20 protein-coding genes and 1 pseudogene are annotated in these 24,225 nt (G+C 26.8%); 19 read left to right on the forward strand and 2 right to left on the reverse strand.

Features of this window, described 5'->3' with window-relative positions; all coding sequences use genetic code 11:
* The first annotated feature begins 14 nt into the window (after positions 1-14).
* From JJC02_03225 to JJC02_03245, 5 genes are all read left to right on the forward strand, one after another.
* Positions 15-326: a PTS lactose/cellobiose transporter subunit IIA gene (locus tag JJC02_03225; protein UDN56367.1), complete on the forward strand. Its 312-nt coding sequence runs from the start codon at positions 15-17 to the stop codon at positions 324-326.
* Entirely contained in the window at positions 326-622 is a 297-nt protein-coding gene (locus JJC02_03230) for a PTS sugar transporter subunit IIB (protein ID UDN55217.1), read from the forward strand. The genes JJC02_03225 and JJC02_03230 overlap by 1 nt, the downstream gene beginning before the upstream one ends.
* On the forward strand, positions 622-2,121 hold the full coding sequence (locus JJC02_03235) for a DUF4127 family protein (protein UDN55218.1): 1,500 nt from the start codon (positions 622-624) through the stop codon (positions 2,119-2,121). Before JJC02_03230 ends, JJC02_03235 begins: the two co-directional genes overlap by 1 nt.
* A gap of 80 nt (positions 2,122-2,201) precedes the next feature.
* A complete protein-coding gene (locus JJC02_03240; protein UDN55219.1) occupies positions 2,202-3,023 on the forward strand; it encodes a MurR/RpiR family transcriptional regulator in 822 nt (273 codons plus the stop codon).
* 300 nt (positions 3,024-3,323) lie between these two features.
* Positions 3,324-3,677: a helix-turn-helix transcriptional regulator gene (locus tag JJC02_03245; GenBank protein ID UDN55220.1), complete on the forward strand. Its 354-nt coding sequence runs from the start codon at positions 3,324-3,326 to the stop codon at positions 3,675-3,677.
* Between the two features lie 2 nt (positions 3,678-3,679).
* Here the strand turns inward: JJC02_03245 and JJC02_03250 are convergent.
* Positions 3,680-3,946, reverse strand: a pseudogene (locus tag JJC02_03250) (BlaI/MecI/CopY family transcriptional regulator).
* 335 nt (positions 3,947-4,281) lie between these two features.
* Positions 4,282-5,013: a MurR/RpiR family transcriptional regulator gene (locus JJC02_03255; GenBank protein ID UDN55221.1), complete on the reverse strand. Its 732-nt coding sequence runs from the start codon at positions 5,011-5,013 to the stop codon at positions 4,282-4,284.
* Positions 5,014-5,165: 152 nt separating this feature from the next.
* On the opposite strand from JJC02_03255, the gene JJC02_03260 reads away from it, so the two are divergent.
* The 14 genes from JJC02_03260 (at position 5,166) to JJC02_03325 (ending at position 24,111) form a co-directional block, all read left to right on the forward strand.
* A complete protein-coding gene (locus tag JJC02_03260) occupies positions 5,166-7,136 on the forward strand; it encodes a PTS sugar transporter subunit IIA (GenBank protein ID UDN55222.1) in 1,971 nt (656 codons plus the stop codon).
* Between the two features lie 115 nt (positions 7,137-7,251).
* On the forward strand, positions 7,252-9,930 hold the full coding sequence (locus tag JJC02_03265) for an alpha-mannosidase (protein UDN55223.1): 2,679 nt from the start codon (positions 7,252-7,254) through the stop codon (positions 9,928-9,930).
* Positions 9,923-11,617 (forward strand): sugar phosphorylase, encoded by a 1,695-nt coding sequence (locus JJC02_03270; GenBank protein UDN55224.1) that lies wholly within the window; start codon positions 9,923-9,925, stop codon positions 11,615-11,617. The genes JJC02_03265 and JJC02_03270 overlap by 8 nt, the downstream gene beginning before the upstream one ends.
* A 249-nt stretch (positions 11,618-11,866) precedes the next feature.
* Complete coding sequence (locus JJC02_03275) at positions 11,867-12,577, forward strand: response regulator transcription factor (GenBank protein ID UDN55225.1); 711 nt, start codon at positions 11,867-11,869, stop codon at positions 12,575-12,577.
* A complete protein-coding gene (locus tag JJC02_03280; protein ID UDN55226.1) occupies positions 12,571-13,887 on the forward strand; it encodes a GHKL domain-containing protein in 1,317 nt (438 codons plus the stop codon). Before JJC02_03275 ends, JJC02_03280 begins: the two co-directional genes overlap by 7 nt.
* A 12-nt stretch (positions 13,888-13,899) precedes the next feature.
* Positions 13,900-14,043 (forward strand): cyclic lactone autoinducer peptide, encoded by a 144-nt coding sequence (locus JJC02_03285; protein ID UDN55227.1) that lies wholly within the window; start codon positions 13,900-13,902, stop codon positions 14,041-14,043.
* 64 nt (positions 14,044-14,107) lie between these two features.
* Positions 14,108-14,692, forward strand: coding sequence for an accessory gene regulator B family protein (locus tag JJC02_03290; protein ID UDN55228.1), 585 nt, complete (start codon positions 14,108-14,110; stop codon positions 14,690-14,692).
* 700 nt (positions 14,693-15,392) lie between these two features.
* On the forward strand, positions 15,393-15,557 hold the full coding sequence (locus JJC02_03295) for a hypothetical protein (GenBank protein UDN55229.1): 165 nt from the start codon (positions 15,393-15,395) through the stop codon (positions 15,555-15,557).
* Between the two features lie 408 nt (positions 15,558-15,965).
* Positions 15,966-18,509, forward strand: a complete 2,544-nt coding sequence (locus tag JJC02_03300; protein ID UDN56368.1) for an FtsX-like permease family protein — start codon at positions 15,966-15,968, stop codon at positions 18,507-18,509.
* Positions 18,510-18,543: 34 nt separating this feature from the next.
* Entirely contained in the window at positions 18,544-19,821 is a 1,278-nt protein-coding gene (locus JJC02_03305; protein ID UDN55230.1) for a radical SAM protein, read from the forward strand.
* The gene (locus JJC02_03310) at positions 19,822-20,868 is read left to right on the forward strand and encodes a radical SAM protein (protein ID UDN55231.1); all 1,047 of its coding nucleotides are present in this window, start codon (positions 19,822-19,824) and stop codon (positions 20,866-20,868) included.
* A 63-nt stretch (positions 20,869-20,931) separates the two neighbouring features.
* Positions 20,932-22,170 carry a radical SAM protein gene (locus JJC02_03315; protein UDN55232.1) on the forward strand — a complete coding sequence of 413 codons (1,239 nt, stop codon included), beginning with the start codon at positions 20,932-20,934 and terminating at the stop codon, positions 22,168-22,170.
* A gap of 80 nt (positions 22,171-22,250) precedes the next feature.
* A complete protein-coding gene (locus JJC02_03320; GenBank protein ID UDN55233.1) occupies positions 22,251-23,294 on the forward strand; it encodes a S8 family serine peptidase in 1,044 nt (347 codons plus the stop codon).
* A 97-nt stretch (positions 23,295-23,391) separates the two neighbouring features.
* Complete coding sequence (locus JJC02_03325) at positions 23,392-24,111, forward strand: ABC transporter ATP-binding protein (GenBank protein ID UDN55234.1); 720 nt, start codon at positions 23,392-23,394, stop codon at positions 24,109-24,111.
* Positions 24,112-24,225 lie beyond the last annotated feature (114 nt).

Below are 24,225 nucleotides of genomic sequence, written 5' to 3' on the forward strand. Positions count from 1 at the left end.
GTGAAGAATTAGAAATGAATGAAGAACAACATACTGCATTTGCTATTATATCCCAAGTAGGTGCAGCAAAGTCTTTGTATATGGAAATTATACAATTATGTGAACAAAGAAAGTTTAATAATATTGATAAACTTATGGAAGAAGCTGAAAGTTACTTGATTGCAGGGCATAAAGAACATACTAAATTGGTTCAAAAAGAGGCGCAAGGAAATATTGGTCAATATTCTTTATTGCTTGTGCATGCAGAAGACCAGCTTATGAATGCAGAAACATTAAAGTTCATAGCACAAAAATTCATACATTTATATAAGGAGGAATTAAAATAATGAAAAAAATATTATTAGTATGCAATGCAGGTATGTCTACGTCTATACTCGTAGAAAAAATGAAAAAAGTTGCTCAACAAAGGGAACTAGACGTTAAAATATGGGCTTTATCGAATAGTGAAGCTGCTACTTTGGATGAAGAAGTTGATTGCGTTCTTATTGGACCACAATTAAAGTTTGCTCTTAACCAAGTAGAGGAGAATTTTCCAGGAAAACCAGTGGCTGTAATTGATATGAGAGTTTATGGAACAATTAATGGAGAGAAAGCACTAAATCAAGCGCTTGAATTAATGTAATGAAGATTCTGTATGTACCACTAGATGAGCGTCCTTGTAATATAAAGTTTCCATCACTAATAACTGCTTCTAGAAAAGATGTAGAGCTTATTATTCCTCCTCAGTCATTATTGCCCAAAAAGAAAAAGCCTGCAAACATAGGAGGATTATGGGAGTTTGTATTAGAACAGTCAAAAAACTGTCAATACGCAGTGATTTCTTTAGATATGTTACTATATGGAGGATTATTACCATCTCGTATCCATACCGAGACAAAAGAAGCAGTTTATCAGCGTATTGAAAAATTAAAACAACTTAGAAAACTATATCCACAACTTGTTATATATGCATTTCAGTGTATAATGAGATGTCCACACTATAATTCTAGTGAGGAAGAACCAGATTATTATGGACAATATGGAGAAAATTTATTTACACGAGCATGGCTTTTAAATAAAAAAGAACGTATTGGAATCAATGAAGAAGAGGAAAATAAACTTCAAGGTATAGAAATACCACCAGAATATATTCAAGACTATGAAAATAGATGTGAATTCAATCTTTCTTATAATTTACACGTAGCAGGACTAGTAAAAGACAAATTTATTGATACTTTAGTTATTCCACAAGATGATTCTAGTGAATTTGGTTATACATCAATTGCTCAAAAAGAAGTAGTTTCATTTATAAATAAAGAAAAACTAGAAAGATATATTTATGTATATCCAGGAGCAGATGAAGTAGGTAGTTCCTTGATTGCTAAAGCTTGGAATCATTATAATAATCGTACCTTAAAAGTATATCCATTTTTTTCTTCGACTATGGGTAAATATATTACCCCGCTATATGAAGATAGACCTATCATGGAGAGTTTAAAGCATCATGTACGTGTTATAAATGGAGAACTTGTTGAAGATGAAAAGGAAGCAGATATTATTCTTGCGTATAATACTTGTGGAAAAATCATGCAAGAGTCATTTAATCAATTAGAGAGTCAAGATTTAACTTACACAAGTCACCGTAATCTTATGGATTTTGTACAACGCATTGAATCATACGTAAATCGTGGTATGAAAGTAGCACTTTGTGATAGTGCATTTTCCAATGGAAGTGATTTGACATTACTTAGATATCTAGATGAGCATGGTCTTATGGATAAATTATATGGATATGCTGGATGGAATACTAACTGCAATTCTTTAGGAACTGTTTTATCTACGGCAACATTTAGTCTTGATAGTATATCTAAAGAAACTTTGTATCATTTAGCTTATAGATATATAGAGGATGGTATCTACCAAGCATATGTAAGACAAATTATAGTTAATGATATACTTCCAACTATGGGACTTTCTTATTATGATTTTAAAGATAAACAAAAGTATGTAGAACAAGAAATTCGTAAACGATGTCAACAATATTTTGAGTCGTTTGAGTTTTTTAATAAATATAAGTTTAAAATAGAAAGTATTTATATGCCATGGAAAAGAATGTTTGAAATTGGCATAGAATTGAAATAAATATCGAAAAAAAAAGCTCAGTCTGTTATATTATAGACATGAGCTTTTTTATGAGGTTATCTTTAGTTAATGGAGGTATTATGAATCAATATAATAAAAGTATTGTTCCAATATTAGAATCTGTTTATACAGATTTATCACCAACAGAAAAAAGAATTGCAGATTTTTTTATTAAGAATAAGAAAAAACAAGACTTTAAAGCAAAAACAATATCGACTAAATTATATGTTTCAGAAGCAGCTTTATCACGATTTTCAAAGAAATGTGGATTTTCAGGGTATCGTCAATTTATATTTGCATATGAAAATAATATAGTTGAGTATAATGAGAATATCGCTAGTATTACAAAAGAGGTATTTACTACTTATCAGGAGTTACTAAATAAAAGTTATTCGCTAATCAAGGATGAGCAAATGAATAGGATTGCATATATGATGGTACAAGCTAAATATGTGTACATATACGGAATTGGTAGCTCTGGAATGTGTGCACGTGATTTTAAAATCAGATTTATGAGACTTGGTCTGCGTGTGGAATATGTTACAGATGAACATATAATGAAGATGAATTCCGTAATTATTAATGAGCAATCTTTACTTATATGCATTAGCGTTAGTGGTGCTAATTTACAACAATATTTGAAGATGGCAAAAGAAAAAGGTGCAAAGACGGTATTAATAACTTGTAATTATAAATATAGAATGAAGGAATATTGTGATGAAGTCTTAAAAGCTGCTGTAACGAAAAATCTTGATGTAGGAGATGTTATATCCCCTCAGTTTGTAATTTTAGTGATTATTGATGTTTTGCATTCTCATTTTCTTAACCTCGATTATTCAGTGAAATATGCACTATTGAAAGATACACTTTCATTTGTTCATGAGGATATAGAAAATAGATAAAAATGTATATTTTTAGACTTAGATATTAATGCTCGCTATTTTAATGAAAATCCTAATTTTCCAGAATTATCTAAATATAGTACAGATATATCTATAAATAGTTTTATAGATATATACGACTTATTCTAAATAGTTTATTAATTCTAGAAAGTAATACTTGTAGGGTAAATATCTAATCTTCAATAATTTTAAAAAATTTTGAAGATTAAAATGTTTTATATAAATTATTCATGTATATAGATTATTATATTATACTCTGCAAATGGTTACAATATAAAAAATGGAAAGGAGAGTATAATTATGGAGATAGACTATAACGCATTAGGAAAAAGAATTAAAATTGCAAGGATTAAAAAAAATGTGACTCAGGAAGTAATTGCAGAAAAGATAGACATAACACCATCTCATATGAGTAACATTGAAACTGGAAAAACTAAATTAAGTTTGCATGTATTAATTAATATTGCCAATGTTCTTTCTGTTACAATAGATGAATTATTATGTGATAATGTATTAAATTCTAAAGTTATATTTGAGGGAGAAGCTAAAGAAATTTTTAACGACTGTGATGAGTATGAAGTTAGAATGCTTGTTGATGTTTTAAAACATATGAAAGAGGTAATGCGTAAAGATAGAGAAATAAGAAATTTATAAACTAAAAGTTTATGTATTTTTTTTGATATGAATTCATAATACTTATCTTCTTTAATTGAGATTGTATAATATGTACATTTGCTTGTTTCTTGGATATACAGAAATCTTTTATTTGATAATTTAGATAAAGTTTTTAAGGTTGTTTTTTCTGACCAGCTATATTTATCTTTCATATAATTAATAACCTCATATGATTTTACTTTTGTATTTAAATTCCAAATAAATTTCATTACAGTTAATTCTGACTTTGATAGTTTTCTTAAACACACAATTATTGCCCCAATCATTTGTTTATTTAATTAAATATTACAACAATAATTTCATGTAATCAAATCCAATTATTTCCATATATTTTTAGAACAATAATAAGTATATACTTACAAAGTTTGTGTTAATATTTTCAATTTGTAACATAATAAAAGCAAAGAAACATACTTTACTTAATTTTGAGTGATGTTTCCTTCAACAAATTATTTCATTCATACAGGATTCCTAATTCCTATTTCTTTTAGATATTCAATTCCTACTTTTAATAAATGTTTAATACATTCTATACTATGTGGTTTTAAGGAAGATATTTTTACTTATAACTATATCTTTTTTATTATTCAATAAAATTTAGATAAGTCTCAAATAAGATATCTATAATAACTAATATAGTAGACCTTGGAGTAGTGTCGTATCCAGAAATATTAAGCTTTTGAGAACATGTATTTATAGGTATGTCTACTAGCATAGATAGCGTAGAATTAGGGCTATTTATTATAGCTGCTGTGTTTAAGTTTTTGTATCTAAACTTTTCACATGCTGTAATTAGTGTGCGTGTTTCTCCACTATTAGATACAAATATTACTAAGTCTTGTTTTTTTGTTGTTTTATCTAATAGGTCAATCATATGAGATTCATATACATAAAAACTATTTTTATTAGCCTGCATTAGTAGTTTTGAGAAGTATTCTCCAATAGGCTTTGATAGTCCTACTGCAACTATTATTATTCTATTGGCAGATTTAATATTTTTAGCTAGTTTATTTATATTTGTTAAATTAAGATTTGATAGATTTTGATTTAAGTTATCTATTATATTACTAACATGATAGTCACCAGATATAGATGTATATTCCTTATCTAAATCTTTAAGTATATGCTTTAATTCAGAGTAACCTGATAATCCTATCTTAGAACACATTCTTATTATTGTGGTAGTGCTTACGTTATTTATATCAGCTAAAGCTGTAAGTGATAAATCCTTCACTGTATGTATACTCGAGTCTATATAATAAAATATATGTTTCTCAGCATGACTAAGATTATTTAATTTATGTGAAAATTTCATTATGAAACTACTAATATTAATCACCACCTTTGTATATAGTTAAAAAGTACAAATGTACTTTTTGTGTATAAGAAAATGTTTTTTATATAATATATAATAATATTATAAGATAAATAAGCATTTAAGTAAATGTATTAATAGGAGGGTGAGATATGAATTTAGCTAAAATGACCAACAAAAATTTAATAGTATTAGATGTAAATGTAGCTACAAAGGAAGACGCTATAAGGTTGTTAATAGACAAGCTTTATAAAGAGAATACTATTAGTTCAAAAGAACAATTCTTTGATACCGTAATGGAAAGAGAAAAACATTCTCCAACTGGGCTAGAAAGAGGGCTAGCTATACCACATGGTAAATGTGACTCTGTAAATAAGGCAGTTTTTGCTGTAGCTAGATTAAACAATAAAATAAATGACTGGGAAAGTATAGATGAAAGTAATGAAGTGGATTTAGTATTCTTATTGGCTATACCTAAGTCTGAACAAGAGACTACCCACTTGAAGTTATTATCTGAATTATCTGTAGCTTTAATGGATGAGAATTTCTATAATGATTTAAGAACTTCTAAAAATGCTAATGAATTTTTGAAGAATTTAAATCGTGGAGATAAAGAAGAAAAAGATACAAATAAATATAATAAAACTGTATTGGTAGTAACTGCTTGTGCAGCTGGGATAGCTCATACATATATGTCTGCTGAAGCTTTAGAAAAAGCAGGTAAAGAAATGGGCATAAAAGTAATATCAGAAAAACAAGGTGCTAGTGGTATAGAAGATAGACATACAAAAGAGCAAATACAAAAAGCAGATGGAGTAATATTTGCTTGTGATGTTGCTGTTAAAAATATAGAAAGATACCAAGGAAAGTCATTCGTTAAGGTTAGAGTAGCAGAGCCTTTAAAACATTCTAAAGATTTACTTAACAAAGTACTTCAAAATCCAGATGGGAAAGTCGAAGTTTCAGATAATGAAGTAGATGTTACGTCTACATCTGAGTCAAAACAGGGTATATTAAAAGAAATGATGGAAGCTGTAATGACAGGTATATCATATATGATTCCTGTAATAGTTTCAGCAGGTCTTATGATGGGGATAGCTAAGCTTACTGCTATGGCTATCGGTCAAATCGACAATATGGGAACTTTTATAGAAAGTGGAAATGCATTTTATGAATTGTTAGGATATTTAGATATGTTTGGAGGTATGATATTTAAGTTTATATACCCAGTATTTTCAGCTTATGTAGCATACTCTATTGCTGATAGACCAGCTTTAGTACCAGGATTTATAGGTGGTGCATTTGCTGGAGGACTTCATTTTACTTTCTGGGGTGTAGAAGGTGGAGTACCATCAGGGTTTATAGGAGCTTTAATATTAGGCTTAGTTGCAGGTTATGTTACTAGATTCTTAAATGAAAACATAAAGTTAAACAAGAACTTACAAGCTATGAAGCCCATGTTCTTATTACCAGGTATAACAATGTTAGTAATATTCTTATTAAACTTCTATGCTGTAGACCCTGCATTTGGTAGAGTAAATGCATTTATAGCAAATATAATAGAATCTTTTGGTACTGCTAGTACAATAGCATTAACTGTAGTTATAGCAGCGTGTACTGCGTTTGACTTAGGTGGACCAGTAAACAAGGCAGCAGGTGCTATAGCTATAGGTCTTTCAGCTGATGGTGTATTCCCATTAACAGCTAGAGTATTATCTATAGTAATACCACCAATAGGATTAGGCTTAGCTACTGTTTTAGATAAGATTATAGTTAAGAGAAGAGTATTTGATGATAACTTAAGAGTGGTGGGTAACTCTTCTATAATACTTGGACTAATAGCTGTGAGTGAGGGGGCGATACCTTTCATGCTGAAAAATCCTCTAATAACAATACCTATAAATATATTAGGTGCAATAATAGGTTCTCTAACAGCAGTGATGTTGGGTGCTATTCAATGGAATCCATTGCCAGCTATATGGGGGTGGCCTTTAGTAGAAAATTTATGGGCATACCTAGTAGGTTTAATAGTAGGTACGTTATTTATAGCATTAGCTAATATATTTATAAGATTCAATATTATAAAAAGACAAGAGAAAAATGATATAGATAAAACAGCATAATAATAATTGGGAATTATTCGGATAAATTTAACTAGAATAATTCCCATTTACACAAGTAGATATTTAATAAAATTATTTAAAATTATTTAAAATTAGTTAAAAAAGATGATTTTATATGGAGGAAGATATGAATAGTAGGAAAAAAGTATATGTAGTACCTCACTCTCATTGGGATAGAGAATGGTACTTTACTATAGAAGATTCAAATATATTATTAAGTGAAAATATGCCTTATTTAATGGATGTACTTGAAAAGGATATGGATTATACTTCTTACACTTTTGATGCACAGTTATCTGTTGTTGAAGAATTAGTAAAGATATATCCTGAAGAAAAAGAAAGACTTAAGAAGTTAGTAAGTGACAAAAGAATATTTATAGGTCCTTGGTACACCCAAACAGATTCCATACTTGTGAACAAGGAATCTATAATAAGAAATCTTTTATATGGCACAAGACTTGGAAACAAGTATGGGCATAGTATGAAGGTAGGATATATTCCTGATATATTTGGACAAAATGCATATTTACCATCCATATTCAACGGATTTGATATGGAATATAGTATATTACAAAGGGGAATATACATAGATGATTTAAGGGGAAATTTAAACTTCAAGTGGGTTTCTCCTGATAATGAAAGTGTTGGAGCTAACAATATATTCTTAGGATATGGACCAGGTAAGTTCTTATCATCTGATAATCAGTATATACAAGATAAGTTAATACCTATGCTTGAAAAATTAGAAAGTTTAAATAGGGATTGTGACAACTTGCTTTTGCCATGTGGTGGAGACCAAGTCTTAGTAAGAAAGCATTTCCCACAAATTATAAAAGAATTAAATGAAAAGCAAGATAAGTATGAGTTTGTATTATCAGATTACGAAACTTTTATGAAGGATACTTGGACTAACGATTTTGATAATAAGATACATGGAGAGCTAATAGCATGTGAAAAATCTAGAATACACAATACTATAAAATCTCAAAGATACGATATAAAATACTTAAACACTTTAGTAGAAAATAAGATTCTTTATGTATTAGAGCCATTATCTGTAATAGGTAAATTTTCTGGAATAAGCTATAAATCTAGATGGTTAGATATTATGTGGAAGTTACTATTTGATGCACATGCACATGATAGTATAGGTGGGTGCAACTCGGATGAGACGAATAGAGACATAGTTACAAGACTCGAAAAAGTTAATGTAATGTGTGATGATATTATAAATATTGTTAAGAAACAAATAACAATAGCTATAAGTAAATATTTAAATAGAGATAATATATTAGTTGTATTTAACACTAAAAATAAATGTATGAATGAAATAATAGAGGCTGTAATATTTACTAAGGAAAAAGACTTTACAATAAATACTATAGACAAAGAAACTGTAGAATTCACTATAAATAACCAAGAAGTTCTAAGTGGTGGTAAGCAGATATTAGTAACTGCTGAAGGTGAAAAAGAAGTAGAATTACTTGGATACTATAGAACTGAAATCAGATTAGCTAATGTAAATGTTAAACCCATGGGATTTACTACATTAGTAATTAATCAAGATAGCAAAGAAACAGCTGATATGTTAGTTGTATCTAATGATAGGAGTATAGAAAATGATTTATATGAATTAATATTCGATAACAATAACTTACTATTAGTTAATAAATCTACTAATAAAAGAATAGATAATATAGTTCATTTTGAAAATTGTGGTGACTATGGAGATTCATATGATTTTTCCCCATTAGGTAACGATAAAGATATATTAGCAACTAAAGCAGAGTTATTAGAAGTATCAAAGAGCAATTTAGTACAAACTATGAAGTTAAAACATAGTGTAGAATTACCTTTTGATATAGATGAAAGAAAATCAAATAAAAAATCAACTATATTAGAAATAATAACTAAGATAGAAGTAAGAAATGGTGAAAATTTTATAAGAGTTTCACATGATATAGAAAATACTGTAAAAGACCACAGATTAAGAGTTGTATACAATACAAATATAAAATCAAAAGTGTCATTAAGTGACCAAGGATTCTCTGCCATAACAAGACAAAACTACAATATGTACTTAGATAATTGGAAAGAAAGAAAGTTTGCTGAAAAGCCAGTATGTATATATGGTTTAGAGAACTTTGTAGCTTTAAAAGATAATAGCAATACTTTTGCTTTGGTCACAAAAGGTATAAAAGAATATGAAATATTAGAAGATAGCAAAATAGCACTTACTTTATATAGAAGTGTTGGTTTACTGGGAAGAGATAACTTGGCTTGGAGACCAGGTAGAGCCTCTGGTATAAATAACAAGGTCGTGTATACTAAAGATGCACAACTTCTTAATAAGAAATTAAAGTTTGAGTATGCCATATACTATGATGAGTCAGATGAAGATGTAGCAGAGTTATTTGATGTTACTGATAAATTTATAAATAAATATACTACTTACCAAAATCAAGATTTGAATTTATTTGAAGAAAGATTAGAAAGATTTGAAATACCTAAAGATAATACTATAAACTTATCAAGCTATAGCTTATTTAATATAGATAATGATGATGTATTTATGAGTGTGTGTAAAGAATCTTACGAAAAAGATGGAGTAATAGTAAGATTATTTAATCCAACAAGTGAAGCTAAAGAAGTAAGTATAAATAGCAAATATATAAAGGATATAAAGATAACCAATTTATATGAGAGGGAGTTGGATACTTTGGATTCTAATGTACAAATAAAAGCTAAAGGATACATAACTCTTAAATTATTAGGAGGAGAATACCATGAATAAGACGATACTGTTACAAGGTATAGAACAAAAACTTAAAGAAATATATAAAGAAAAGTACAAACCAAAGTTCTTTGATATGATGAAAGCTACTATTGAGAAGTTTGAAGGTAAGGATTTTGACAAGGTGGATGCTATATCTGAAAAGAATGTATATTTAATAACTTACGGAGATAGTATATATGAAGAAGGTGTACCCACTATAGATACTTTGAAGAAATTCTTAAACAATAAAGTAGGAGATACTATAACTGATGTTCATATACTTCCTATGTTTGAATACACTTCAGATGATGGATTCTCTGTTGTTGATTATATGAAAATAGATAACAATCTTGGAAATTGGGATAGTATAAACAATTTGTCTAAAGATTATAGATTAATGTATGATTTTGTTGCAAATCATATATCAAAGAGTAGTAGATGGTTTAAGGGATACTTAAGTGGAGAAGAGAAGTATCAAAATTATTTTATACCAGGAGATAAAAATTTTGATTACTCAAATGTAGTAAGACCTAGAACTTCTCCAATAATACATAAGTACCAAGGAAAAGACAGTGTGAAGACTGCTTGGACTACATTTAGTGAAGACCAAATAGATATAAATGTTAAACATTTCCCAGTACTTATAGAGATTACTGAAGTTTTGCTTAACTATGCATTAAATGGTGCAAATTCTATAAGACTTGATGCTATAGGATTCTTATGGAAGGAGTCTGGTACTACCTGTATACATTTACCACAAACTCACATGATAATACAACTATGGAGAATAATACTTGATTACTTTAAGAAAAATACTCAAATAATAACTGAGACTAACGTACCTCATTTAGAAAATATAAGCTATTTTGGTGATACTACAAATGAAGCACATATGGTATATCAATTTACATTACCACCATTAACGCTTCATACATTCACTACACATGATTCTACTAAGCTTACAAAATGGGCTTCGACTATAGATAAGGTATCTGATAATGCTACATTCTTTAACTTCTTAGCAAGTCATGATGGAATAGGAATGAGACCTACAGAGGGTATACTTACAGAAGAAGAATGTAAAATGTTAGTAGATAAGACTATAGTTAATGGTGGTAGAGTATCATACAAGGATAATCCAGATGGAACTAAGTCTGTATATGAGTTAAATATAAATTATTTAGACGCTTTATTAAATAAAGATGAAGATATAGAGGAAGATGTCCAAATACAAAAGATATTATCGGCACATGCATTATTATTATCATTTATAGGTGTACCAGCTATATACTATCATTCTCTATTATGCTCTAGAAACTATTATGAAGGAGTAGAAAAATCAGGTATAAACAGAAGAATAAACAGAGAAAAGTTAGAGTATAGTAGGATTTGTTATGAATTAGAAAATAATTCTAGAAGAAATAAGATATTTACTCAACTTAAAAATATGATAGATATACGAAAAGAAGAGAGTGCATTCTCTCCATATGCAAATCAAAATGTATTGGATTTTGGAAGAGAGATATTTGCACTAGAGCGTGAGAATAAAGAAACTAATGAGAAGGTAGTATTTGTAACTAATGTTACATCTAATGAGAGGACTATAGACTGTGGTTTTAGTGGTGTAAATATATTGGAAAATACTAATATCAAAGGTAAGCTAACTTTAGGTGCATATAAATTTGCTTGGATAAAAATCAAATAAGAGTCTCTGCCTTCAGATATTACCTAAGGTAGTTAATATGGAGTAGCATGGTATTTATTTAAATATAAGGTCATTTATTATGGTTTAGCCCAAAATGTTACATTTAAGTTCTGAAAAGTAATATTTATTGTCCAAAAAGTAGTATTTAAAGTCTAAATAGCCATAAAGCTATAAATATATGGCAAAAAGATGTAAATTGAAGTAATATAAAAGTAAGTTCAAGTATACCAATGAAAGGATGTTTAGACTTTGATTAATATAGGGATATGTGATGATGAATTACATTATAGATTAAAGATAAAAGATATATTAAAAAAGGTATTAAGCTCATATACCATGGATTATAATATATATGAATTTTCATCAGGAAAAGAGTTGTTACGTAACTATCCAAAAAATTTAGACATATTAATTATTGATATACAAATGGAGATATTAAATGGTATGGATACCTCAAGAAAAATACGAGAGTTTGACGAAAATCTGGAGATAATATTTATGACTTCATTTCCTGAATTTATGCAAGAAGGGTATGAAGTCAAAGCATATAGATACATATTGAAACCAATAAATGAAAAAAAAATTACAAAAAATATTTTACCTTGTATAGATGAGATAATGAAAAAAAGGAATAATTATTTGACTATCAAAGTTAAGAACTATGTAGATAGGATTAAAATAGATTCTATTATTTATATAGAAACAGATAGACCTAATATAGTGATTTATACACATGATAATACATACACTACAAAAATGAGTATTTCCAAAATAGAAAAAATATTAAGTGAATTTGGATTTTTCAGATGCCATAATAGCTATATAATTAATTTAAAATTAGTACAATCTATGAATGGAAATAGTGTAGTAATAAATGGAAAGAGTATACAAGTAAGTAAATATAGAGTGAAAGGGTTAAAATTAGCAATAACTAATATATTAGGAGATATAATATGTTAGAAACATTAAATATAAATCTTTGGGATATTATTAATATAATCACAGGCTGTATAGATTGGATTATATTCTTTTTAGCTATGAGTATATTGGGGAAAAAAAATATATCTTTCAGAAAATATACAATTTATATGATACTTGTACTCGTATTTATGTCATTGGTCAATTTTATGAATATATTTCCAAATTTTAAGATTATCATATGTATAGTAATAGGTTCTTTATTTTATATTGCTTCATACAAAGAGAGTATATATAAATGTATATTAATTAGCTTATTATTTTGGTTAGGATTAATGATGGGGGAAGGTTTAGCTATAGGTATAGTTGTAGTTATAAATCAATTAAATAATATTGATATAATACTAAATGGAAATTTATTTAGGTTAGAATCCATTGTGATATCTAAAATATTCTTATTTATAATATTTATATCAATTAAGTATTTTAAATTATCTATAGAATTTAAACCTAAGGATATGGTGCTTATAGGTTTACCTATATTATCAAATATAGTAAGTTTGTTATTAATATTTGGGTATAATCTTAAGAATAATTCTGTAAGCGATGATAATATATTTGTAATTATACTTTCAACTTTATTGATTGTGTCATCTAGCATAATAATTTTAATAGTAATAGGGAAAATTGTACAAGATGATAAAGTCAAGTTAGAATATGAACTGATAAATGAGAGAATAAAAATAGATCATAAAAGTTATGAGTCTATAAATGAAATACATGATAAATTAAAATATGTTTATCATGATTTAAAAAATCATATGATTTGTATAAAAAACTATGATACTAAAGAAGAAATTATATCTTATGTAAATAATTTAGAAAATAAAATAAATGATTTTGAGTATTTTAGAAATACAGGCAATAAAACATTAGATATAATTTTAGGAGAAAAGATATATCTTTGTAAAAAATATAATATTGAATTTGAAGACAGTATAAATATATCAAAATTACAATTTATTCAAGATGTTGATATATGTGCAATATTTGCAAATGCACTAGATAATGCAATTGAAGCATGTATGAAAATGAATAATAATACAGAAAAAAGAATAGAGGTTAAAGCTACATACGTAAATGGATTTGCCATAATAAAGTTCATAAATACTAAAGTAAATGATATTAAGTTTATTGATGAACGTATTAAGACTAGTAAGGATAATAATAGGGTACATGGAATAGGTCTTGCAAGTATCAAATATATGGTAAGCAAATATGATGGAGAACTTACAGTTAATTACTCAGATAATGAGTTTATATTAAAAATAATGATACCAATAAAAGATTAGGAGGAAGTACAAATGAAAAAAATAGCATTAAGTTTACTTAAAAGTATGTCAACATTAAGCCTAGGAATATCTAGATTATCAGCAAATACTGCAAGCTCATGGATAGCTCATCAAGCAGAAGAGCCACAGGCTTTAAAAAAATTGAAAAAAAAGTAATACAAGTAAAAAATTCTCTCTCTAATCAAGAGAGAGTTTTTGTATTTAAGGAGGAAATATAAATATGTTTAAAAGTTTATCATATAAATTTGCAAATATTTTGGTTAGAAATGAAGTTATAGAAGATGAAGATTTTGAAATATATAGATATGGATTTGAGACATTAGTTTATTTTATCATTAATATTTCAGTAGCATTACTTATAGGTATTGCTCTTAATAAATTTATACAAACAATTATATTTTTAGTCTGCTACTGTACTTTGAGGCAATTTACAGGTGGATATCATGCTAGAAATTATACAGAATGTACAATAACATTTGCACTAATTTATATATCAATTATTTTAGTTACTGAGAATATAGACATTTATAAGTTTAAATATATATTAATACTATTACTTTTACTAAGTACAGTTATAATACATAAGGTTGCGCCCTTAGAGCATAGAAATAAACCTCTTAGTATCTATGAGAAGGAGAACTATAGAAATATTATAAAAAAGATAACATTATCAATAATTATAATAGTTATAATAAGTTTAATATTTAATATTATGAGTGAATACATTATATATTCCTCATTAGCTGTATTTTTAATTACAATATTACTATTAGTACAAATTATTATTAATTTCTTCAAAAAATAATCTATTTAGCTAAGCTTAATGTCCAGTTAGATATAGTATATTGAATCTAAAACTTGAGGGTGATATCATAATAGCAAGATAGATATTAGAAAAGTAATTTTATTAGACATTTGTAGTTTTGATATATTTATTGATATTTTCTGATTAGAAATATATTAGATAATTACAATACTTTCTGTAACATATTTAAAAGGCAGTAAGAAGACATATATTGAAAAAATAAATTAATCTTAATATACAGTAAAAAAGGTTATAAAAATATAAATCAAAGTCTGAAAGTATATGAGTGTTTTATTGAAACTAAGAAGAAAAATTTAACATATAAAAATTTTATAAAGATGTATTTGGTAATTACCAGGTGTATATAAGACAGTTAAGAAATAAAATAAGTAAATTTCTTATAAAAAGAAAATTAAGAAATATTAACATAATATCGTTTATTTATTTTTCTATTAAAAAGGTTTTATAGATTTATTTTTTATATTAAGATAAGTAATTTATAGGAGATACAAATAATTAAATCTGTAATTACAGAGCAATTGTTAGAATTGTAATCTGTTTTACATATAGAAAATATTTATTTATATATTTTATCGATAGGATAAGGCGCCGTGTATAAAAAATATTTTCAAACAAATTAAATTGATATGTAGCTTGTGTAAGTTAAAAAGTACAAAGTTACAGAAAGGTGGGAATAATTATGGAAAATAAAAAATTACAAATCGAAAAAATCACTGACAAAATAGAGATAGAAGAGGTAGAAGTGCAAGCAGATCCATGTAAAAATGATCCATATAATGGAATATATGATTGCTTAAGAGATTGTAGCTCAGGAACATCACCAAAAGGCTCACCAGCATATTAAGTTTTACTATGAAAGTTTAGATTATTGACAACAATAAGCCACCTGCTATGCGGGTGGCATTCTTGGTTATACAAAAATTAATCATATTCTAACATAAGCTATTTAAGGATTTAACTTAATAAAGTTATTTAAAAATTATGTAAGTATAAAGGTATAGATATAATAGAATAACATATAAGTTTAGATTATACATGTTAGTCAAAGTCTCAATTTAAAATTTTATGTAGTACTTGAAATGCATCAAACTTAAAGTGTAAATAGGATAATAGAAAGTTTTATAAATAAGAATGTTATGTAATTAAGCAATGAGTTATGTCCCCAAAATAGGAAATTTGTTTTATAAGGTATGATAAATTTTTGTCATGGAGGTGAGAAGTTTTGTTTACAGTAAAACTTGCAATTTCTTATATGAAAAAACAAAGAGGAAAAACAGTAGCACTATTATCGAGTATTATACTTTCAGTCATGCTTATTTTCTCAATTATTGTAATTAGAGCCTCGGGTTATGATTCTCAAATACAAGAAGCAAAAAACTTACATGGTGAATATCAAATATGGTTTGAAGGAATTGATATAAATAAAGCAAAAAAGTTGAAAAATGATACTGAAGTAAAAAAATCAAGCAGTGTTGAATATTTTTGTGAAGTAATTAATAAGGCAAGTGGTGTTAAACTTGCTTTAAATTCATTCGATAAAGATTTTATAGAGTCACTTAATTATAAGATGATAGGAAGAAATCCAACTAAAGAAGGCGAAATAGTCATAGAAAAAGAGGTTGCAAAACAGATAGGTATAATTAATCCATTAAACAAGAATATTGATTTAATGTTAATGAATAAGTATGTTGATAGTGATGGAACTAACAAAATGGATAGTGCCAATCAAACTTTTAAAATAGTTGGTTTAATTGAAAAGCCAAATAAATACTATACCTCTCTATCCGGTTCACTAGGAGGAATTAAAACTCAGGCTTTTATATATAAAGGCACAAAACTTCCAATAAGAACTGAAGATACATATAAAGGTGTAATATTCCTTAAATCTGAAAAAAATACATCTAAATTTATCAGTAAAATGGAAAAGAAACTAAATCTTACTTGGGATTACTTACATGAAAATACAGAAGTTAGTGCAGCAAAACTATTAAAAGATTTATCTGAAAATAAGGAAAATATTCAAAAGATGTTTCTTTTAGTTATTGTATCTAGCCTTGTAATCTACAATATTTTTAATATTATTCTGCAAGATATGATAGTTCAAATAGGACTTATGAGATCAATTGGTATGTCAAATAAGAAAATCAAGAGTATGTTTGCAGTACTGAGTCTTATTTATATAGTTTTAGGAACGATAATAGGTATGTTACTTGGAATGATTTTATCATACATTGGAGTGAGATTAATCTATGGATATAGCTCTATGATGACTGTAGAGATTTCAAGTATAATTTATTCTTTTTCAGTTTCTACATTAGCAGTGTCAATAAGTAGTTTTATAGTAGTCAGAAAAGCTGTGAAGATGTCTATAATTAATTCAATAAGAAGTAGTGAAATGTATGAAAGAAAATTAAAATATAGTAGTAATAAAACAAACAAAACGCAGGGTAACATAATTAGAAGTCTTGCAATTAGAAATATAGGGAGAAATAAATCTAGAACAATTATAACAATACTTGTGATTACCATGGTTGGAACAATGTTTATATTTAACCTTGGCACAAAAAGTCTATTAAAAGCCAACATAGAATCAGGAGTAACTGGTGGCGGACTTGGCATGTCATATGGAAGTGTAGATAAAACCGTAAGCGGTAGTTACAATGGTACAGAAAGCTTATTTTACAAAATTGATGAAAGTATGATAGAAGAGATAAAAAATATAGAAGGGGTAGAAAGTGTAGAACCAAACTTTTTTAATCCTAATGGATATATTTTATTATCTAAGGATAAAATATCAAAATCTTATAAAGAGGAACTAGATAGAAGAAATTTACTATTTCAAGACAAAAATGATAATGAATATCCACTTCTTATAAGAGGTTATAGCGACGAATTATTAAAGAAAAGAGAATCATTTATTGAAGAAGGGAAAAATTTGATAAATACTAAAAATGGACAATATAAGAAAGTTATGTTGGTGAATAATACAAATTCACAAGTTACACATTCATTTGATGCTAAGGTAATTGAGAATGTAAAGGTTGGAGATGTTATAGACATAAAATTACCTGTATACAAAGATGGTACTCAAAAGTATGAAACATTTAAGGTTGAAGTTAGTGCGATTATGAAAGAAGTATATGCTGCAGCTCAAGATGGCAATGTTCATGCTAGTGGAGCACAAGTAATATTTAGAGAAGATGACTATAGAGAACTAACAGGTCAAAAGGAATATAATAAGCTTTATGTGATGACTCAAAAAGGTAAATTATATCCAGTGGAAAAAAAATTAGAAGAATTAACAAAGAATTATTCATTTACATCAATTGGTGGAAAAGGTGAGGATTTGAAACTGGTTGGGATACAACAAAGCTCAGAGGAAAGGCTTGCAGTAATATATCAATGCCTAATTATACTTATACTTGCTGTAAATAGTATTTTCATTATGAGAAGTAACATTATATCAAGGAGAAAAGAATTGTCAACGCTAAGAGCAATTGGAATGAGTATCAAGAGTATTAAAAAAGTTCTAATAATTGAAAGTGAATTATATGGAATCATTGCAACTATAATAGGAACTATAATTGCAACCATATATTATAACTGGGGAATTTCAAAATCAAATAAAACTCTTTTAGCAGGAGGATTTAATAGGACTATAGAATATAACATTCCTTTTAATCAGATATTTATACTATTTGCGATTTTTATTATTATGGGGTTTGTTGCAGTATATCTATCTAAAGATAAGATTGAAGGAACAGAGATAACAGAGGGTATTTCACAAAATGATTAAGTTTGAGATTCTAAGATAACATGGGGTGATAAGATTGTTTGATGATATACAGATAAAGTTTAGAGAAAATGATTTATTAATAAACAAAAGAAATGGAAAAGTTATTCTATATAATAAAGAAAAAAAGAGACATGTAAAATTATCAGAAGAAGTATATGAATATACTAGACTTGCTGAAAAAAACAAGTGGAAAGTCAGAGAATTAATAGATTGTTTTAAAAAAGATGAAGATAAGAAATATATCGAATCTATATTAAATATTATGATAAAAAACGAAGTAATTGATGGGAATCTATTCAACAAAAAAAACTTTAAAGACATACATCTTTCTCTTACAAATAGATGTAATCTTAGTTGTAATCACTGCGTTTCAAGTTGTAGTCCTAAAGAAGAAGATTATATGGATACTAGTATGATTTTAAAATTAATAGATAATTTATGTGAGTTAAATGTAAGAAGTTTGGTTTTAACTGGTGGAGAGCCATTGGTCAGAGAAGATTTTTTTGAAATTGTGAATTATATCAAAAAAAAACTTCCATTAGAAGAACTTAGTTTATCAACAAATGCAACATTAATTAATGATACAAATATTGACTTTATTATCAGTAAATTTCATAAAGTTGATATAAGTTTAGATGGAATTGATGAAGAAACATGTAGCAACATAAGAGGAAAAGGTGTATTTAAAAAAGTATTAAATGTAGTGTATGAACTTCAAAATAAGAAATTTAATAATATAAGTTTATCTATGGTTTTTGGTGAAAAAAATTATCAAATGTCAGAAAAATTTAAAAAACTTAATGAAGATCTTAATACAAAAGCTATTGAAAGATATTTTCTTCCGAGTGGAAGAGGTCTAATAAATAGAGAAATTTACTCAGATGAAAACTCTGTTTTACCACTTGTGATACCTAAGTTTCGTGAAAATGAAATGAATGGTAAGAAGAATAGGATAAATCCGTGTTCGTGTTCATGTAATGCTTGTATTGAGCAAGTATTTATAGATCATAAGGGAAATATATATCCTTGTCCCTCTCTTATGGAAAAGGAATACTTAGTTGGAAGTGTATTTGATAAAAAAATTATAAATAACCTGAAAGAGAATGACCTAAAAGAAAATCAAGCTTTTAGGAATCTTAATAAATTATATCCATTTAACTTTGAAAAATGTAAAGATTGTGATGTGAATATTTTTTGTTTTAAGTGTCCAGCTATGGTAAACAAAGTAAAAAATGATGATAAAGAATTAAACATATGGTGCAATTTAACGAAGAGAAATATGGAGCTAGCAATTTGGGGAGGTGAAGTATAAATGAAATTTACGATATTTGTTACAGAAAAATGTAATTTAAGATGTACATATTGCTATGAACGAGGAATGGATAGAGGTAAGAGCATGGATATAAATACTGCTAATAAAACCATAGACTTTATTTGTAAGAATATTAAAAATGAAGAACTTGATATTCCATTATATATTGTATTTCATGGTGGAGAACCTCTTATAAACTTTAAATTAGTAAAGCATATACATAAAGAGCTATCCAAAAGAGTATTGGAAAGAAAAATTATTTATGATATGACGACTAATGCAACTTGTTTAGATGAAGAAATTATAAATTTTATATGTAAAAATATAGATAATATTTCAATTAGTATTGATGGAACTAAGAAATTCCATGATAAAAATAGAATATTTCCAAATGGTGATGGTAGTTACGATTTAGTGATAAAAAATGCCAAAAGATTTTTAGATATAGGCAAAGATGTCAGAGTAAGAATGACATATACACCAGATACAATTTCTGAACTATATGAAAGTATAGCTCAAATTGTAAGGTATGGATTTACTAATATAGTACCAATTGCTGATTTTATGAGTTTAAACTGGACAAATAATCATATAGATATAATTAATGAGCAAATTTCAAAGTTAATAAATTTAAAAAAAGAACATCCGAACATAGATATTAGCTTACTTGATATTAAAAATTTGAATATTAAAAAGGGAGAATGTTTTGGTGGAATTGTCAGTTTTGCAATAGATGTTAATGGAGATATATTCCCATGTACTTTTAGTGTTGGAGATAATGAGTTTAAACTTGGAAGTGTCTTTGACAGAAATATTAGTGAAGAAAAAAGACAAGAGCTTATTAAAATTTATATTTCAGAGAATGAAGAGTGTAAGGATTGCTTAAGGAAAGAGTGGTGTACTTCAGTTAGATGTAAACTTATGAATAGAAAAGTTACAGGGGAATTTAATAAAGCAATTCCAATAATATGTGCACTGGAGAAAGTTATCTTAACAACAACAAGAAAAATAAAGATGGAAGAGAAATCTAAAGAGGCAATGATATAGCATAAAAATTTAATATGGAAGTACAATTCTTTATACTGTCATAAATATAGGGGGTAATAAAATATGGAAGATAGATTTTTTATAAATGATGTATGTGACAACATAATAAATGAAAATCAAGTAATTCTTGCTAATAAGATAAATGGTAAATGGATAAAAATTCCTATTGAATGTTATAAAGTTATAGAATATTCAATAAAAAATAAAAAACCTCTTGATAAACTGGAAGATGTATTTAATTTTGATGAAGATAAAAAATATTATAAACAAGTTGTAGATAAATTAGAACAATTAGGTTTTGTAAGTAATTTTATTGTAGATAAATTTAAATTAGAGAGAGTGAATTTAGTTTCATTTTCTCCAACAAATAGATGTAATTTAAGATGCGATTATTGTTGTGCAGATTCTAAAATTGAAAATAAGGATTATTTGGATACAGAGGAGTTAAAAGAAGCAATAGATAATATAGTTAAAATAAACCCAAGAATTTTAACTATTACAGGTGGAGAACCATTACTTAGGGATGATTTTTTTGAAATACTATCTTATACAAAAGAAAAATTCAAAGGAAAGATAAGGTTATCTACAAATGCTACTTTAATCAAAGAGAATCAGGTAGATGAGATAATTGATGGTTTATATGCAATAGAAATTAGCTTAGATGGTTATGATGAATTAAGCTGTAGTAAGGTAAGAGGAAAAGGTGTATTTACTAAAGTAATAAATTTAATTAAATATATTAAATCAAAAGGATTTAATAATATTGGTTTGTCTATGGTTGTAGGAAAAAACAATGAAAATGACATAGATAAATTTAATAAGATAAATTATGAATTAGGGACAATTCCTATAATAAGAAATTTTATGAATATTGGTAGAGGAAATGAAAGTTATATTAGATACCTTAATGATGAACTTGATATTGGATATATTTGTGAAGATGATTATATAAATAAAAATAGTTTAAATTCAAATATGTGTAAAGCTGGTGTAAACCAAATAAGTATTGACTATAAGGGGGATGTATATCCATGTCCAAACTTAGAGTATGATGATTTAAAGATGTTTAATATATTACAATTTGATGAAAGTATGTTAGAAAAAATTTTAAACAGAAATATGGAAATATTTGATAAGTTTGATACTTTAAAGCCTATGAACATGGAAGAATGCAAAGATTGTAAAGTAAATGTATTTTGTACAACATGCCCATCTAAAATGTATACTTTAAAAAATAATAAAGAGATGTTAAATTCAAATTGTAAAAAAATGAAAAGTATTTTAGAGCCTATTGTGTGGTAAATACTATTATTTTAAATATATACATACTAAAAATATTTTTATAATATAAAGATTTAAGAAAGGTAAAAGTTGGTTGTTGGATGGAAAAAATAAAAGTAGCAGTAGTTGATACTGGTATAGATGTAAATGATGATTCTATAAAAAAATATATAAAATTTAATAAAAATATTCAGCTTGAAGAAATAGTTGAATATAAAGATTTAGATGATACACATGGGCATGGAACTCTTTGTTCAAAAACAATCCTATCAGTATGTAGAAATACTGATAGGATTGAAATTTATCCAATAAAAATTTTTAATCAAGGAGGGCGTACTAGTGGAGAGAGATTATTAGAAGCATTAGAAAGAAATTTAGATTCAGATATCGATTTAATAAATATTTCAGCATCTACTTTAAATGATAAATATAAGCGAGAATTAAAATATATATGTGAAGAACTTTGTAAGAAAGGAAAAATTATAATATCATCTCACCATAAAAGAGCTAAGGATTGTGATAGTTTTCCTACTGTTTTTAATTCTGTTATAGGTGTAACTGGAAGTAATGATATTTATAATGATAATGATTATATCTATGAAAAGGGAAAAAAGATTCAAATGATAGCGAATACAAAAGAGTGTTTTGTTGAATTTAGGAATGAAGTAACTCATTTTGGAAAGAGCAGTAGAGCTTCAGCTGTTGTAACAGGGATTATCTGTAACATATTTAATAAATATGGAAAAGTAATGTTTGATGAACTTGAAAAAATTTTTGAAAAAGAAAGCTTAGATAAAAATATTAATACAGTTAAATCAAAATTTAGAAATAAGCAGAATGATTTTGATATATGTATTACCAAAAACCAAAAATTAGATATTTCAAGACGAATTGTCAATATGATAAATAAAAAGTTTGCTGTACATAAAATAGACTTAGATTTTTTAGATAAATATTCTATATTTAATAACTTTACAGATTTAGGAAATCATAATGCGTTTAAGTTTCTTACAGAGATAAATAAAGAATTTGAAATTGAGATAAGTTATAAAGGACTGTTTTTATATGAGCTAGAGAATTTAAATGATTTGGTGAATTTGGTATGTAAGCATTTGAATAAAGCTAGTGTCAATAACTCTATTTAATTAAAATCTATTTTACATAAACGAAAATACAATAAAAGTGAATATTTTATTTGATATTTTAAAATTGCACATTACTAGAAAAGAAATGGAGGAAATAATGAAAACACTGAAAATAAAAAATTTAAAAAAGATATATGGTAAATATGAAAATGAAGTTCATGCAATAGCAGGAATTGACCTTGAAATAGAACCTAAAAAGTTTACAGCAATAGTAGGAGCTAGTGGTTCTGGGAAAAGTACATTACTTCATTGTATGGCAGGTCTTGACAAACCAACATCAGGAAACGTGTATTTAGATGATTTAGATATTTATACATTAAATGATGATAAGTTATCAAAAATACGTAGAGAAGAGTTTGGATTTATATTTCAAAGTTATAATCTTATACCTGTTATAAATGTATATGACAATATAGTATTACCTGTATTATTAGATTCAAAACGAGAGGATAAAACACATATAAATAATCTTATATTCCGTTTAGGATTAGAGTCACAAGTAAAAAGGTTTCCTAATGAGCTTTCTGGAGGTCAACAACAAAGAGTTGCAATTGCAAGAGCCTTAGCAAATAAACCATCTGTGATATTTGCAGATGAACCAACAGGAAACTTAGATAGTAAGACTACAGCGGAGGTAATGGAGTTGCTTGAAATTTGTGTAAAGGAGTTTTCTCAAACACTTGTTATGATTACTCACAGTGATAAAATAGCGGAGACTGCAGATAAAATAATTACTATAAGTGATGGGAAAATTGTGAAAATTTTAGATAAAAGTTTGAAAGAGCATAATATGGGTGAAACTGAAATTAAAATTTAATGTTGTCAAAGAAGAATAACTTTTAAATAATAAAATCCATATAGTAAATACATATCAATAATATAGAATATTAAAATAAAAAGTCTTGGAAGTTATATTTAGTATTGATTAATA

The organism is Clostridioides sp. ES-S-0054-01 (assembly GCA_021561035.1).
Classification (GTDB): domain Bacteria; phylum Bacillota; class Clostridia; order Peptostreptococcales; family Peptostreptococcaceae; genus Clostridioides.

What these genes read in the sequence shown, in the direction of transcription:
- JJC02_03225 (UDN56367.1), top strand. Translation starts at nt 15, where the DNA reads ATGAATGAAGAACAACATACTGCATTTGCTATTATATCCCAAGTAGGT.
- JJC02_03230 (UDN55217.1), top strand. Translation starts at nt 326, where the DNA reads ATGAAAAAAATATTATTAGTATGCAATGCAGGTATGTCTACGTCTATA.
- JJC02_03235 (UDN55218.1), top strand. Translation starts at nt 622, where the DNA reads ATGAAGATTCTGTATGTACCACTAGATGAGCGTCCTTGTAATATAAAG.
- JJC02_03240 (UDN55219.1), top strand. Translation starts at nt 2,202, where the DNA reads ATGAATCAATATAATAAAAGTATTGTTCCAATATTAGAATCTGTTTAT.
- JJC02_03245 (UDN55220.1), top strand. Translation starts at nt 3,324, where the DNA reads ATGGAGATAGACTATAACGCATTAGGAAAAAGAATTAAAATTGCAAGG.
- JJC02_03255 (UDN55221.1), bottom strand. Translation starts at nt 5,013, where the DNA reads ATGAAATTTTCACATAAATTAAATAATCTTAGTCATGCTGAGAAACAT.
- JJC02_03260 (UDN55222.1), top strand. Translation starts at nt 5,166, where the DNA reads ATGAATTTAGCTAAAATGACCAACAAAAATTTAATAGTATTAGATGTA.
- JJC02_03265 (UDN55223.1), top strand. Translation starts at nt 7,252, where the DNA reads ATGGAGGAAGATATGAATAGTAGGAAAAAAGTATATGTAGTACCTCAC.
- JJC02_03270 (UDN55224.1), top strand. Translation starts at nt 9,923, where the DNA reads ATGAATAAGACGATACTGTTACAAGGTATAGAACAAAAACTTAAAGAA.
- JJC02_03280 (UDN55226.1), top strand. Translation starts at nt 12,571, where the DNA reads ATGTTAGAAACATTAAATATAAATCTTTGGGATATTATTAATATAATC.
- JJC02_03285 (UDN55227.1), top strand. Translation starts at nt 13,900, where the DNA reads ATGAAAAAAATAGCATTAAGTTTACTTAAAAGTATGTCAACATTAAGC.
- JJC02_03290 (UDN55228.1), top strand. Translation starts at nt 14,108, where the DNA reads ATGTTTAAAAGTTTATCATATAAATTTGCAAATATTTTGGTTAGAAAT.
- JJC02_03295 (UDN55229.1), top strand. Translation starts at nt 15,393, where the DNA reads ATGGAAAATAAAAAATTACAAATCGAAAAAATCACTGACAAAATAGAG.
- JJC02_03300 (UDN56368.1), top strand. Translation starts at nt 15,966, where the DNA reads ATGAAAAAACAAAGAGGAAAAACAGTAGCACTATTATCGAGTATTATA.
- JJC02_03310 (UDN55231.1), top strand. Translation starts at nt 19,822, where the DNA reads ATGAAATTTACGATATTTGTTACAGAAAAATGTAATTTAAGATGTACA.
- JJC02_03315 (UDN55232.1), top strand. Translation starts at nt 20,932, where the DNA reads ATGGAAGATAGATTTTTTATAAATGATGTATGTGACAACATAATAAAT.
- JJC02_03320 (UDN55233.1), top strand. Translation starts at nt 22,251, where the DNA reads ATGGAAAAAATAAAAGTAGCAGTAGTTGATACTGGTATAGATGTAAAT.
- JJC02_03325 (UDN55234.1), top strand. Translation starts at nt 23,392, where the DNA reads ATGAAAACACTGAAAATAAAAAATTTAAAAAAGATATATGGTAAATAT.